10 protein-coding genes and 2 pseudogenes are annotated in these 15,371 nt (G+C 29.6%); 5 read left to right on the top strand and 7 right to left on the bottom strand.

Annotated elements, in window-relative coordinates; genetic code table 11:
• Positions 1-423, bottom strand: a 423-nt coding sequence (locus BJS11_RS07195) for a YSIRK-type signal peptide-containing protein (protein WP_069995302.1), incomplete at its 3' end; no start/stop codon positions are given.
• Positions 424-2,483: 2,060 nt separating this feature from the next.
• Positions 2,484-2,642: pseudogene (locus BJS11_RS13915) on the bottom strand (DUF5906 domain-containing protein); the annotation flags it as partial.
• 83 nt (positions 2,643-2,725) lie between these two features.
• Between BJS11_RS13915 and BJS11_RS13305 the strand changes: the two are divergent.
• Positions 2,726-3,849 (top strand): annotated as a pseudogene (locus BJS11_RS13305) (IS3 family transposase).
• A gap of 67 nt (positions 3,850-3,916) precedes the next feature.
• Here BJS11_RS13305 and BJS11_RS07205 read toward each other — a convergent pair.
• The 3 genes from BJS11_RS07205 to BJS11_RS07215 form a co-directional block, all read right to left on the bottom strand.
• Positions 3,917-5,149, bottom strand: a complete 1,233-nt coding sequence (locus BJS11_RS07205; RefSeq protein WP_069995303.1) for a hypothetical protein — start codon at positions 5,147-5,149, stop codon at positions 3,917-3,919.
• Positions 5,149-6,009 (bottom strand): abortive infection system antitoxin AbiGi family protein, encoded by an 861-nt coding sequence (locus BJS11_RS07210; protein WP_069995304.1) that lies wholly within the window; start codon positions 6,007-6,009, stop codon positions 5,149-5,151. Before BJS11_RS07210 ends, BJS11_RS07205 begins: the two co-directional genes overlap by 1 nt.
• A gap of 322 nt (positions 6,010-6,331) precedes the next feature.
• A complete protein-coding gene (locus BJS11_RS07215) occupies positions 6,332-7,735 on the bottom strand; it encodes an aminotransferase-like domain-containing protein (protein WP_258953784.1) in 1,404 nt (467 codons plus the stop codon).
• 112 nt (positions 7,736-7,847) lie between these two features.
• Between BJS11_RS07215 and BJS11_RS07220 the strand changes: the two genes are divergently transcribed.
• The 3 genes from BJS11_RS07220 to BJS11_RS07230 all read left to right on the top strand — a co-directional run bounded on the left by BJS11_RS07220 (position 7,848) and on the right by BJS11_RS07230 (position 9,820).
• Complete coding sequence (locus BJS11_RS07220; protein WP_069995306.1) at positions 7,848-8,612, top strand: 2OG-Fe dioxygenase family protein; 765 nt, start codon at positions 7,848-7,850, stop codon at positions 8,610-8,612.
• Complete coding sequence (locus BJS11_RS07225) at positions 8,605-9,498, top strand: DMT family transporter (protein WP_069995307.1); 894 nt, start codon at positions 8,605-8,607, stop codon at positions 9,496-9,498. The genes BJS11_RS07220 and BJS11_RS07225 overlap by 8 nt, the downstream gene beginning before the upstream one ends.
• A gap of 130 nt (positions 9,499-9,628) precedes the next feature.
• Entirely contained in the window at positions 9,629-9,820 is a 192-nt protein-coding gene (locus tag BJS11_RS07230) for a hypothetical protein (RefSeq protein ID WP_069995308.1), read from the top strand.
• A gap of 242 nt (positions 9,821-10,062) precedes the next feature.
• Here the strand turns inward: BJS11_RS07230 and BJS11_RS07235 are convergent, their stop codons facing one another.
• Complete coding sequence (locus tag BJS11_RS07235) at positions 10,063-11,040, bottom strand: DUF1002 domain-containing protein (RefSeq protein WP_069995309.1); 978 nt, start codon at positions 11,038-11,040, stop codon at positions 10,063-10,065.
• 135 nt (positions 11,041-11,175) lie between these two features.
• Positions 11,176-12,267 (bottom strand): hypothetical protein, encoded by a 1,092-nt coding sequence (locus tag BJS11_RS07240; RefSeq protein ID WP_069995310.1) that lies wholly within the window; start codon positions 12,265-12,267, stop codon positions 11,176-11,178.
• 257 nt (positions 12,268-12,524) lie between these two features.
• On the opposite strand from BJS11_RS07240, the gene BJS11_RS07245 reads away from it, so the two are divergent.
• The gene (locus tag BJS11_RS07245; RefSeq protein ID WP_069995311.1) at positions 12,525-15,317 is read left to right on the top strand and encodes a type I restriction endonuclease subunit R; all 2,793 of its coding nucleotides are present in this window, start codon (positions 12,525-12,527) and stop codon (positions 15,315-15,317) included.
• Positions 15,318-15,371 lie beyond the last annotated feature (54 nt).

Genomic DNA, 15,371 nt, shown 5'->3' on the forward strand with positions numbered 1-15,371 from the left:
TTCCTCAGTACTTGGTTGCTCTTCTTCTTTTGTTGCTTCCTCAGTACTTGGTTGCTCTTCTTCTTTTGTTGCTTCCTCAGTACTTGGTTGCTCTTCTTCTTTTGTTGCTTCCTCAGTACTTGATTGCTCTTCTTTTGTTGCTTCCTCAGTACTTGGTTGCTCTTCTTTTGTTACTTCCTCAGTACTTGTTGTATTTTCTAATTCAGTTGATTGCACAGAACTATCATATTTTGAATTATCTGAACTTTCTTCCCCTGAAGTTGCTTGACTATTCGTGTTTGACACTTCATCTGCCTTCGCTTCATTCCCAATGCCAAATACTAATGTAGCACCAATTAACAATGATGCTGTTCCAACTGTAAATTTACGTATTGAATACTTATTTTGCTTATTCGGCAAAAAATCTAACTTATTCTTTTTCATTTACATCCTCCTTATTTGCAAATCATAAAAAATGTGCACAATCAAGATACGCACAATTCAATTATATAATATTCGTAAGGTATGTCAATATAGTTATGTAACATTTAATTTACATTTACAAAACTTGTATAATTACTTAACAAAAAATAATTTTAAACATAAAAAATATTTTGACACTACCTAAATTGTTTGTTCTATTCTTTATAGAAGATTACGGTCCTTTTATTATCGAAATCACTATTTTTTGTTTCATATCAGCAAAAATTTACCATGGTATCAAGTGGAAGTTTTTAATTCTCACGTATATTTTCCACTTCATACTACTCTATGTTTTTTCACCATCAAACATTCTTTCTAATTACTTGATAACATTATTTTTATTAAATTTGTCTAAATAAAAAATATTTTTTCGATTTCGTATGCGGCATCGCTGGACCAATTAATAATATGGTTAAACGACACTTCATTTCTGAAATTAATGACTAATGAGATTGTTAACATACCTTTACTTCTAATCTTTCAATAATAAGTTTTAGTTATGAGATATCATGTATATTTCTTTAAGTTATATGATTATAAATAATAATGCATTTTTAACTACACATGTATATAGACTTTCAGTAATTTTTCTCGTTCACCTTATACATAGCAACCTGTTTTCTGAGTCAGTCGTACTAACCTTTTTAGTGTTGTATACCACATTAATTTTATTTAAGTCTCAAATTATGAATCAGGACTTAAATTGTATATTATTCCCTTTCCATCCTAAATCTGATTTCATGGATACTCTTACATTCCAAGAATGCTATTAAATTGGTTTTTATGCGCACATTTCTATAAATTCCATCTCATACCCTTGCCCTTATTATCAAAATTACGCCCTTTTTTCCTTAAATATCACAATGATTTTGATTTTATTTCATCACGTAATGTAATTAATTTATTAAAAATTAAAAAACCGCATCATTTAAGATACGGTAAAATGTAAATTTTAAATTGGGGTTGCTATGAAAGGGACTCTTTCATAATTGATGATGTTTAGTTACACGCATTTTATACGTGCATATTAATATGTAACATATAACTAGATTGTTTTGCAATGCAATTATTCATCCAGTAACATACTAGGTGACGGAAATGAGTATCAAGTGATTTTAATTACAAAGAAGAGTACGCATGTAATATAAGTCATATCATCCATTGAAATGAAAATAACAAAAGCACCTCATTAAGAGGTGCTTTAATTTGGATTTAAACGTTAGGTTTGCTAAGGAAAATAAACGTTAAAAGTTTGATTTCTAGTGCCACGCTTGGAAATTGTTACGTTAATGTTAAATTTTCACGAAAAGGAGTTAGTAAGCACGTATTTTCATTATATGTTTTGTTGTGTATGTAATTCAAGTTATATAAAAACACCTCGCTTAAGGTGCTTAAAGTGTATGTATAAGAACGGTGTCATGAATCTAAAAATGCATAGGAATAATAGTACCGTATGTTCATATTAAAATATTATTTTAATTTTTTCAACACTTTCTTGGGCACTTTTTAATACATTTGTACACTTTTATAAAATACAAAAAGCAACCACTGTAGTGGCTGCCTATTGGAACTGATAAGAAGACACTAAGGTACATTCTGAGCAATCCTAATCAAACTACATTTATAAGGATAAAATATACTATTTAATAATTCAATAATTTTGCTATAAAAAGGGGTGCAAAAATACCTACTCTTGAGCAATATGTTATAAATAGCTATTACATCTTAGAATAGCGACAATACGTGGTATGTTGACCACAATTATATATTTTTATTGTAAAAATAGCCACCCATAAAGGTGGCTTCAAAAGGTGTGAAGTTCTGGAGGAACTTCATGAATACAATTATATTACACACTATTAGATTGTTCAACACTATTTACGATATCTTAAAATTACCACTTGATTTAGCTTTACTGATTTTCTGAATAAATTAATCCACACACTTTTTTACAGATTATTGAAATTCATTCATCAAAAAAGACGACCAACATTTATTGGCTCTTTGTCAAAAAGCCTTTTTTTCAAAGTGCTCAGTGAAAGCTTATAATCTACGAACAATACTTGTATCATTTTAGATATCATGTCTTACAATTCATCTCTCTTTTGCCAACCTTTATTTTTGAAAATAAATAGTTCTAAATTAATGTGTTTGATATGAAAAAACACTATCATCATTTCTGAACTGACCCAAATAATGGGAATAAAATAAAAACACTTCCGTTGAATTCATTTAAAATGAAAAATACGGAGGTGTTTTTTCTATGAAAAGAGTGTCGTATTCATTAGAAACAAATTATAAAACTATTGAAATGAAAAGGCTGGTTATACTGTAAAAGAAATTATGAAAGCCTTAAATATCAAAAGCAGAACACAGGTAAAAACTTGATGGAGACGGTATCCAAATGGGGAAACTTACAGATTTTCTCAACAAGTCGGCAAGCAGTATACTTATGGTGAAGGGCTGGAAGAGCTCTCAGAAGTAGAACAATTAAAATTAGAGAATAAAAGAAAAGATATTGAATTAGATATTTTAAAAAGTACAAAGAGTTGGAAAGGAAGTGGTACCAACATTAATCGTAGAATTAGTTAATCAACTAAAGCATAGGTATTCAGTCAAAATGATACTTGATGTTTTAGAAATACCTAAATCGACATACTATAGATAGAAACACAAAAATGATAACTTGACACAAAAAGTCATTCAATTGTGTAAAGACAATCAATATACCTACGGTTATCGAAAAATTACAGCTTTAATTAATTGTCTTTAGTACCAGTTAATCATAAAAGAATTCAGAGAATCATGCAGGAGAATAATCTAAATTGTCGAGTTAGACCTACAAAGTCAAAAAGTATTGGTAAACCTTATTATAAAACAGATAATTTATTACAAAGACAATTTAAAGCAAGTCAACCAATGGAAATATTAACAACAGATATTACTTATTTACCTTTCGGTAACTCTATGTTGTACTTATCTTCAATTTTGGATGTTTATAACGGAGAAATTGTTGCGTATAAAATAGATAACAAGCAGGATCAAAGCTTAGTAAATGATACATTGAATCAAATTTCTATACTTAAAAATTGCATACTACATAGTGATCAAGTAAGTGTTTATACATCCTATGCTTACTATCAATTATGCGAAGAAAAAGGCATTATCAGAAGTATGTCCCGAAAGGGAACACCAGCTGATAACACCCCGATAGAAAGTTTCCATTCCTCGCTAAAGTGTGAAACTTTCTACATAAATAATGAGCTCAATAGCTCTAATCAAATTGTAATAGATATTGTCGAAAATTACATTAAAAACTATAATAATCTAATTCAACAAAAACTAGGCTACTTATCCCCTATAAAATTCAGAGAATTAGCAGCCTAGAACATAGTGTTTTTATTAAGTTCCACCTTACGGGTTAAGTACATTTTCAGTTAGTTTTTTCTATAATTTATCCAATTTCATTAGGAGTATATTTATCGATCAAAGTATTTAGTGTTTCTGCTTCTTCAAACGCAATTTCTTCTAAATTAAGTGGTTGAGTAGGATGATTATAAGATGCCTTATTGATAACTGTGATTGAATCCTCAGAGTTCAACTTTAATCTGATATCTGTTTCATTTAGTTGTTCATAGCTTGAAAAATTTATTTGATAATAACATTGATACAGAGTATATGAAATTTTTTGATTGAATATAGATGTTTCTAAATTTTCTTCTTGAATTAAAGAGAATTTTTTATCTTCTATATCTTTACCGTTGAAACTATCTGTTTTGATGAACAGTCCTTCTAAATGTTTTTCTTCTAAAATTAATTTTTGCTTATGCAATAGAAAATAGAGTTTAACACATTCTAAAATTGTTTCTAAGTTAAAAGGTGTAGATATTTCAAATTGCTTTATAAGAACTTTCTGGAAGTCATATATAATTTCAAATAACTTTAAATCTTTTTTTAAAGAAGTAACAATACTTTTATTTTTACTTGTTGAATCACTACTCAACTTATTCTTACTTGTTGTATAAATTTCACCACTCGCTAAAGCAATTAACATCCTATAAGTATTAATTACCGCTAGTATGTCAACCTGTTTTTTTGATTCATTAAAAAGATGTTTAAAACTCCATTTCATGTATTTAACTTCTTTTTCTACTAGCACTGAGACTTTTATAAAATCTCCTTCGAACAAATACTTCATTTCTTTTTTACTATCATTTGCTATCCTACTTAATTTTAATGGTTTAAATTCCTTTTCCACTTTTATCATTATATGTAGTTTATCGTTTTCACTAAATGGAGCAGCTTTCATTATAATTGAAGTTTCAGGCTTATCTTCATTTAAAAATGTTTTATAAACATCTGATTCTTCTAAAGGTATATCTTTAAACATTTGTTCGCTTTCATAATTTTCTATCTCAATTGGCTTCTGACTATTTTTTAAGTAAAACAAAAATTCTATAGAATCTTTGTAATCATCGATTTTAAACCTTATTTTACTATTTAATTCATTGCTAATTACTGCTGAATGTTTATTAAGAGGCTCATATTGAAGCTCATCAATTAATTCTTTTTTATTTGGATATCGTTCTTTTAACTTCTCTTGTAATTGACTACTTAATTCATCTACAACTAATGAGGGCATAGTATCATGTCTTAAGGTTTTTTTAATTTGTTCTTTTCTCAACATTACATAAAATCCTCTCTTAAATAATCTAAAACACTTATTTTTGAAATAAGTATGCTTTTTTCCTCTTCATTATAATTAGATTTATTAATATCTTTTATTAATTTGATTACGTCCTCTTCGTTTTTCACAATTAAATATCTAATATCTTCACACTTAAACTCTAATCTGTTATCATTTAGTTTTGTTAAAGCGTCATTGTAAATTACTTTTTTATAACCACTATCTTCATTAATATAAAAGTTTTCAAATGTTTCTATATCTTGGTCAAAAAATTTTATACTTCTCCATTCTTGTTCATCCATAAAAATTTTTTCTTCTAATTTATCAGTTTTTTCACAATATTGTTGTCCTTTAAAATGTTTCAAATAAAATAATGAATTAAATATAAATTCAAATGTTTCATCTTCAACATTTTGTTTACTAATTATATTATTAAATATATTTTGATACATTTTAATATAATCGCTAGTATTTATAACATAGTGCAAAGGTTGCAACTTTTTATCAATTCCCCATGACTTTTTCATACATATTGCATAGTCACCGTACCATTTATTATGATCGTTCAATTGATTTAACGGAATGTCGCAAAAGCATAGCATTGGAAATGTAATACTTTGAATAGATGTACCCTCATCACTAGCACTATATTCTTTTAAATTTAAATATCCTATTTCTTCAGTGACATATCTATATTGAAAATAACCGTTTACTATTATATCTTTTAACCAGTCATATTCTTTTACACACTTAATAAAGACATTAGCATTTTGAGCACTTAAAGGAGTTTCTCTTACCTCTTGAGTTTTATAATTTTCCATTTTCTCACCTACTACAGAAGAGCGTGGAACATTTTCCACGCTCTTACTCATAAATATTCATATTGTATATATTTATTATACACAGTGTTAAAAATGACAACAGTATCTACAATAACCGCAGTCATCACATAAATATGAAGATTGATCTCCACATTTATAACACCATCCACCTCTGAATCTCATGTCATACTTTTTTAACTTAAATTTTTTCATTAAAAATCCCTCCGCTTTTATATAATTAACTATATACTACTCGATATTTTTATAATTAGCTACTTAATTTTACTTACATAATATAGTAAACAACTTTCTAACCTAGAACTCTACATTAAAACCTTATACAATTTAATCTTAAACATTGTTATTCCTCTTTATTTAAGGCGTATTGAAGAATTTTTTCCAAAGCATACTTAATATTCTCTCTGCTTTCAAATGCATATGAGAGGCGTATCGTGTTTTCCTCACTTCCATAAATAAAGCCAGGATTTATTAATATTTTTTCTTTATCAATCAACTCTGAAAAGAGCTTTTTAACGTTTATATCTTCATTGATGCTAAGCCATATGAAAAACCCGCCTTCAGGTATTTCCCATTGGGCAATTTCTGAAAATCCTTCATCTAAAATTCTTAACATATAGTCCCGTTTTTCTTTTAATACATTTCTAAGTTTGGTCACATGTCTATCGTAGTCACCACTCTTCAATAATTCATAAACCACCATTTGAGAAAGTATGCTCGAACCATAGTCAATTTGCATTCTTATATCAGCTAATTGTTCAATCACTTTTTCAGAAGCGATAGCCCAACCAATTCTAATAGCGGGCGCAATTGATTTCGAAAAACTACTTATATGGATTACATTATTGTTTGCATCTAATGACTTAAGTGGTCTTATTGGTTGTTCATCAAACCATATATCCCTATAAATATCGTCTTCTATAATTGGCATATTATGCATTCTACTATAATCAACCATATCTTCTCTAATTTGTTCTGAAATTGATTGTCCAGTTGGATTATTGAATGAAGGTTCTATGTATAAAGCTTTTTCTTTATTACTGGTCAGCTTATTAATAATATTTTGAAAATCGTTCAGTTCATTATATGGAATCTTCACTTTTTTCATATTTAAGTAATCAAACACATGTGTAGAATCTATGTAAGATGGCGTATTTGAAAATATGACCGTATTCTGACTTAGAAACCCAGTCACGAGAAGTTGGATCGCATGTAAGGCTCCAGATGTTATTAATACATTTTCTTTATTAATGTTTATACCTTCTTTATTTAAACGCTCAGCTATTAGTTCTCTCAATTTTGTGTAGCCATACCCATTATTATATCCAAACGATAAATCCCCAATATAGTTTGAGACATTAGTCATTGCATTTTTTAATTCTAGATGTGGGATTAAGTCTTTACCTAGCTCTCCTTTACTTATATGTATATAGGTTGAATCTGTTTCTATTTTGTTAATAAGTTGTACAGTATACTGATTTCTCATTCTAAATGACCAATCCATCATCTCAGACCATTTATTTAAAATATAATCCTCATTTAAATAATCATTTACGTATGTTCCGCTTCCTTTTTTTGTATAGATAAAACCTTCTGATTCTAATAATTCTATACTTTTAATAATAGTAACTCTATTGACATTAAATTGGTTAGCTAATTTTCTATGAGAAGGAATTCTCATACCATAAAACCAATCTCCATCTATCACTTTATCTCTAATGTATGAAGCAATTTCTTTATATTTAATAAAAAATCATCCTTTTTTAAATTGGTTGGGTAAATTATCTGACAATTGGTTGTACTCATTATAAATCATATTACTTAATATGAAAATATAATATTAAAGGAGATGTTTTATAGTGAGTAGAATTAGAAAAAATGGTTATGCAAAATATGATTTGATGGAAGACTTAAATTATGAAGGCATACAACATGATTATCAAGAATTATTAGAATACTTTAGCAATTTACCGGAAGATGATTATGCACCAAACTTGAATAGATATAGAAGATACTCAAGAGCAATTATTTTACCTGAAACAGAAGATATTTATTGGCTACCAACAATAAACAAAAATAATGTAGAATATTCAGCGTACTTCCAAGGTAAATTCAATCCCGAACACCCAGGAGCATATAGAGAGTTTCATTCGATAGAAAAAAATATACGAAATAACAAGTTATTAAATGAAATTATCAAAGCCAATTATAAAGAAACATTCTGGAATGAAGAAGACAAAATTTTACCTATCCATGTAGGTGTACATTTCGTAAAACTTTACGTAGAAAAAGATGGTGACAAAGCAATTTCATCACCTGATTGCTTGCATCAAGATGGTGAACCTTTCACATTTGCACATTTAATTGAAAGAACAAATGTGACAGGGGGAACAAATGCTATAGCAGTTCCAGAGGCAGCTGGTAATAAACCAGAAGAAATCGACAATAATGATTTAATAGAGGTATTTGAAATCACACAACCTTTAGAATCCTATGGTGTTTATGATCCAGATGTAAGTCATTACGTAAGTCCAGTTGAAAAAGGAAATGATGATAATATTGGTGTACGTTCGGTAATTCTGATTGACTACCAACAAACAGTGGTAGCAGATGTTGATGAATAATCATAAGTATAGTAAGTCAATTTACTTCGCATTTGGAATCACCATTTTCCTTTGGGCATCCGCTTTTCCAGTAATTAAAATAGCACTGAATGATTTTAAAGCAGAACATCTGTCTGCATTAAGATTACTCATAGCTGCGATACTATTATGCATATTAGGAATTATAAAAAAAATACCACTTCCTCAAATAAAAGACATACCTTTTATTTTATTATTAGGTTTTTGCGGTTTTACAGTTTATCACACTGCATTAAGTATTGGAGAGTACTATGTAAGTGCTGGTATAGCAAGTTTAATTGTTTCAACAACACCCATTTTTTCGGCATTACTTGCCACTTATTTTTTAAAAGAAAGATTTTCAAAATTAGCTTGGCTTGGTTCACTTGTTGCATTTTTAGGTGTGGCCTTAATCTCACTAGGTAATGGAGATAAACTTAATGTCTTTATAGTGGGTATCATACTAGTTTTATTAGCCTCCTTTGGTGAAAGCGTTTATTTTGCATTCCAGAAAAAGTATTTAAATAAATATGGCTTTATTCCATTAACGATTTACACAATTATTGCAGGCGCATTATTTATGTTTATATTTTTACCCGGAAGTTTTAATGAATTACAGACGGCAAATATGACATCGATATTATCTGTCATTTATTTAGGTGCATTTCCAACGGTTATACCTTACATTGCCTTAGCTTATACAATACAAAAAGTAGGAGTAGCAGATGCGACGATTTCATTATACTTAACACCAGCAGTTTCACTTGTATTAGCATACTTTATGTTAGGTGAAGTACCTACTTTAGTCGCAATCATTGGCGGTATTATTACATTAATAGGAGTAACTATTACATCTGCAAATGCTGAAGAAAGTGTAGACTTGAAGTAATAATATTTATATTAAAATAGGCTCAACTAATATTATAAGTGAATTTTCTACTGATACGTTTCATTTTATATAATTTGGGAGATAATATATTAAAGGATTTATTTAATATAATTTGAAGGAGTATTGCTAGATGGATAAGAGCAAACTTTATGTCTTTATAGTAGTCGGTATATGTTTAATAGCTATGGCGATTTGTTTACCATTTTTGATAAAAAATGGTAGTTATTCAGCTATATTTTCTGCTTCTATTCCTATAGTAGTTTTAGTATTTTATTTTATCTTTAATAAACGACACGACAATAATGATAATAATAAGGATTGAAACTATCTTTTGTTGATACTTTTTTAGCTTTTTGTGGTGAAAATATGTAAAAAACTTTAAGCTTTAATTTATTAATTTTAATAATTGGTTTTATGTTTTGATTTCTAATATTAAGAAATACAGTAAGAATAATTTTTACTATAACAAGTTTAAGGTTTTCTAAATAAGAAAAAATGACAATTTCTAGTATACTTTAATAGAAATTGTCATTTTTGAAATTACATGTATTTAGAATTTTGCTTTTATAATCTATTTAACAGATTAGAGAAAAATTGAATGATCGACTGAATAATTCCCACAATACCGTCCCATATGCGTTGAAGGAGATTTCTATTTTCTTCTGTATTCAAATCTTTGGCTTTATCCTTCGCTTTATTCAATAAATCATCTGAGTTTTTTTCAATATTTTTTAATACATCTTTGGCATTTTGTTTAAATGCTTTAGGATCGGAAGTTAAGGCATTAGAGTTTGCTACATTGATCATGTTATTATTAATCATTTGAATTTGATTATTTGATAATATCTCTGATAAACCACGTTCGTCGAGGACTTTATTAACAGTGTCTTCAACTTGTTGTTGTGTGATTTGTTTATCTTGATTTTGTTTAATATCTGCAAGTTGTTCTTTAATATCTGCTATCGAAGCATTTAAAGCTTCATCTGAATACCCATCTTTACCTTTATTTTCTTCTGAAATTGTACCTAAGTCATTCATTTCTTGATTTGAATTTTGAATATCTTTACTATTTAGATCGTTACCTTTTTCTTCATACGCTTTATAAATACCTGCTAAAGCTCCTTCGCCTGTTACTTGATCGACAGAAGCTATATGTATTTCGGCATTTTTAATTCCTGCCGTAATTGCGGCGTTTTGATATTGTTCGGCTGTTACTTTTGTAATGTTATCTGGTGTATCAATTTTCACATCAACACCTTTACCCCATTTTTTATGTTCAATTGTAGCACTTGAATAAATATAACTTAGATTACTACTATTAGGGATATAGTTACTCACATCATTGACGTTAACACTATAAGTTTCATAGTTATCATCAACACCTAGATCGTTCTCAGTTTGTTGTAAATCTTGGCCTTCTAAGTCAGCGCCTTTAATAAAAACAGGTTCATCCCAATCTGCTTTATTATCAGCTGCTTTAACAATTCCTGAAGTTGATAACAATAATGTAGCTACTGCTAAACTAGTTACTGTTTTTTTCATTTTCAATACATCCTCCCTTAAAATATTTAATATATAGTTTATATGGACACTTCTGATTCTAATTATTTAACTTGTGAAAATCTTTGTGTAACACTAATCAATGACAAGCTAATTTTTATATTAATAGTTTTATAATTATGAAACGTTTGAAGTTTTTTTATCATTTTTTGAACTATTTGATTCTACATCTTGAGTATTATTTTGTGCTTGTTCTTCGCTCTCATTATTATTGTTATTAATATTTTCATCATTGTTTTGATTGTTATTTTCTTCTGCTGTATTGGAATTTTGCTCATCATCGTTGGATGGTTTTTCTATTTGCTGATTTGATTCGTCTTCACGCTCCTCATTTTGTGTATTTTCTTTATTGTTATTTTCTTGTTGTTCTTCATTATTTTGTTTGTGATTTGATTTATTATTATCTTCTTTAATGTTGTTTCCATTTTGTTCATTTTTTGTATTTTCATTCGTTGATTGTTTACTATCATTACCTGTTTGATTCTTCTCATTTTCGTTTTGAGACTGGTTGTTATTTGATGTTGATTGATTTGACTCATTGTCATATCCTTGTTCTTTTTGCCAATAATTACCTACGATGTTTGAAAGTTCTTTATATTTTTGTTTTGGAACATCAGAGTTGGCAGTTTCAAACTTAGGCATCCCTTTTTTATATACGTAAGTATTGTAAAAATCAGCAGTTGAATTATAGATATCTTTGTCTATATAACCATTTTTAGCTTTTATAGGCCCATCTGGAGAGGTGATGGCACCACCCGTTTTGATAATTTTTCCTGTATTTCTATCTATAATTGCGTGGTGCTTAACAGATTCGTTTATACCACCAAAAGGCGTTTCAATAAAAATTTTATCATCATTACTTTTATCTTTATTGTAAATCAGTTCATCTTTATTTTTAGTGAAATTAAGTATATCTTCGGAGTTAAAAGCGATAGATTTTGCTTCATCAATTGTTATAGGAGCACTATTTTGGTTATTTGCTTCATTTGTTGTTTCTGCAGCATTAGACTCACCTTGAGATTGATTCTTTGTATTTTGATTGTTTTCTGCTACTTCATCATTTGATTGCTTTTCAGTTTCATCTGATTTTTTATCCCTTTCCTGTGTTTGATCATTGTCTTTTTTATTATTACCGTCTGTATTTTGACCACAAGCACTTAAAATAATAAAAGAAGACAAACCTAACATCCCTAATTTTCTAAATTTCATTCATACATCTCCCTTATGTAAGTTTCACCTTCAATGCTATCAAAAAATAAAGCGTTATCAAATACAATAAAATAAAAATATACTATACTTAATAATATCAATATAAAAACATTGCAATAACAGATGATTCATATGTTTGTATTTCCATAACAATTTAAATGTTATAATTGTTTATGAGGCAACTGTTGAAATATAAATAAAATCACACGATATGATTATTAATTATCATAGGAATAAGTAAGTCTAGGGGGGATGTTATGGTATACCAAAGTGAGTTTGCTTTAGAAACTGAAATGATGGAACAGCTAAAATCCAACGGCTATGAAACGGTAACGATTAGGAATGAACAACAACTATTGAATAATTTCCGTTCGATATTAAATGAACGACACGCGGATAAATTAAATGGAGAGCCACTAACAGATAAAGAATTTCAACGCTTATTAACGATGATTAATGGTAAAGGGATCTTTGAAAGTGCACGTATACTACGCGATAAGTTACCTTTAAAACGTGATGATGAGTCTGAAGTGTATTTATCATTTTTAGATACGAGGAATTGGTGTCAAAATAAGTTTCAAATCACCAATCAAGTCTCTGTAGAAGACACATATAAAGCGAGATACGATGTCACAATTTTAATTAATGGCTTACCCTTGGTTCAAATTGAACTTAAACGTCGTGGCATTGATATCAATGAAGCATTTAACCAAGTCATGCGCTATCGCAAACAAAACTACACGGGCCTTTTCCGCTACATACAATTATTTATTATTAGTAATGGTATCGATACGCGTTATATCTCTAATAATGATGGCGAAATATATAAAAGTCATATGTTTTATTGGAGTGATAAAGAGAACAATCGTATCAATACATTAAATGAATTTATTGAAACATTTTTAAGACCGTGTCATATCGCTAAAATGATTTCACGCTATATGATTTTAAATGAAACAGACAATATCCTTATGGCCATGCGTCCATATCAAGTCCATGCAGTTGAAGCATTGATACATCAGGCAACGGAAACAAGTAATAATGGTTATATTTGGCATACGACGGGCAGCGGGAAAACATTAACTTCCTTTAAAGCGAGTCAAGTGTTGTCAAAACAAGATGACATCAAAAAAGTCATTTTCCTTGTCGACCGTAAGGATTTAGACAGCCAAACGGAAGAGGAGTTTAATAAATTCTCTAAAGGGTCCGTGGATAAGACGAATAATACGGCGCAGCTCGTTAAGCAATTAAAGGATAAAAGCTTACCACTAATCGTTACCACGATTCAAAAAATGTCTAAAGCGATTCAAAATAATGCTGAAGCATTAGATCAATATAAGACAGATAAAGTCGTATTCATCATCGATGAGTGTCATCGTAGTCAATTTGGAGATATGCATCGTATTGTCCGTCAACATTTTAATAATGCGCAATATTTTGGTTTTACGGGTACGCCGCGTTTTGAAGAAAATCAAAGCCAGGATGGTCGGAGTACTGCGGACATCTTTGGTCGATGCTTACATACTTATTTGATTAAAGATGCGATTCATGATGGTAATGTATTAGGCTTTTCCGTAGACTATATCAACACCATTAAAGCTCAAAATATAGATACGGGGACAGACGAATTGGTTGAAGGTATAAATACTGATGAGGTCTGGTTATCCGATCAACGCGTTGAACTTATTGCGCGACATATTACGGAAAATCATGATAAATATACAAGAAATAGACAGTATTCTGCCATTTTAACGGTACAGAGTATTCCAGCCCTTGTGAAATATTATGATACGTTTAAAAAGATCAGTAAGGACTATGAACATCCTTTAAAAGTCGCAAGCGTGTTCTCTTATGCCGCCAATGAAGAACGAAACGAAGGAGAAGTGGATGAGGCACATTCTAGAGAAAAATTGGAAGAAGTCATCAAAGACTATAATGATAACTTTGGCACAAATTTCTCGACGGATACTTTCCAAGAATACTTTAATCATATCTCTAAAAATGTCAAAAAAGGTGTCAAAGACAACAAAATTGATGTTTTAATCGTCGTTAATATGTTTTTAACAGGCTTTGATAGTAAAGTATTAAACACATTATATGTCGATAAAAATCTGAAATATCACGACTTAATCCAAGCCTATTCACGTACGAACCGCGTGGAAAAAGAAACCAAGCCATTTGGTAAAATCGTGAATTATCGTGATTTGAAACAAAATACAGATAATGCCTTAAAATTGTTCTCTCAAACGGAAGATACAGATCGCGTGTTAATGAGAGATTATGATGAATATAAAGCCGAGTTTGTTGACGCATTAGCTGAATTAAAAGCTGTCGCATTGAAGCCTCAAGATATGGATCAAGTTCAAGATGAAAATGAGAAAAAAGCGTTTGTCGAAGCTTTCCGTTTAGTTTCAAAACTTGTGCTGAGATTGAAGGCATTTGATGAGTTTGATTTTACAAAAGCAAATATCGGTATGGACGAACAAGAATTTGAAGACTATAAGAGTAAATACTTTGCGATATATGATGAAGTGAAACCTCAACGGGGTGAAGTTGAAAAAGTTTCTATTCTGAACGATATTGATTTTGAAATCGAAATCTTACGTAATGATCGCATTAATGTCTCTTATATCATGGATCTCGTCAGACAAATTGATTTAAAAGATAAGGCAGAACAACAACGTAATCGTGAACAAATCAGACGTATACTCGATAATGCGGATGATCCAACCTTACGTTTGAAACGTGATTTAATTCGTGAATTTATCGATGATGTTATACCGGAATTGTCTGAAGAAGACAATATTGATGAAGCTTATATTCTATTTGAAAAAGCGAAACGGGAATCGGAATTTAATCAATTTGCACGTCAACAATTGGTTGATGAACAGATACTTAAAGATATCACCGGTGAATATGAATATAGCGGTATTGTCAATCAAGATCACCTTAAGGATCTTGTAGGAAATAAAAAGTTACGCGAAAAACGTCAAACGAAAAAAGCCGTAACATCATTTGTCGAAGAAATGACAGAAAAATATAGTAGCTAGAAACTATATCAAACCTTTGTGATAATAAATATTGCAGAGGTTTTGATATGTTCT

The sequence above is a fragment of the Staphylococcus caeli genome, from assembly GCF_900097965.1.
Taxonomy (GTDB): Bacteria; Bacillota; Bacilli; order Staphylococcales; family Staphylococcaceae; genus Staphylococcus; species Staphylococcus caeli.

Bases quoted from the DNA above. Each gene is read 5' to 3' on its own strand.
- BJS11_RS07205 (WP_069995303.1), bottom strand. From the start codon at position 5,149: ATGTTGAGAAAAGAACAAATTAAAAAAACCTTAAGACATGATACTATG.
- BJS11_RS07225 (WP_069995307.1), top strand. From the start codon at position 8,605: ATGAATAATCATAAGTATAGTAAGTCAATTTACTTCGCATTTGGAATC.
- BJS11_RS07230 (WP_069995308.1), top strand. From the start codon at position 9,629: ATGGATAAGAGCAAACTTTATGTCTTTATAGTAGTCGGTATATGTTTA.
- BJS11_RS07235 (WP_069995309.1), bottom strand. From the start codon at position 11,040: ATGAAAAAAACAGTAACTAGTTTAGCAGTAGCTACATTATTGTTATCA.
- BJS11_RS07240 (WP_069995310.1), bottom strand. From the start codon at position 12,267: ATGAAATTTAGAAAATTAGGGATGTTAGGTTTGTCTTCTTTTATTATT.
- BJS11_RS07245 (WP_069995311.1), top strand. From the start codon at position 12,525: ATGGTATACCAAAGTGAGTTTGCTTTAGAAACTGAAATGATGGAACAG.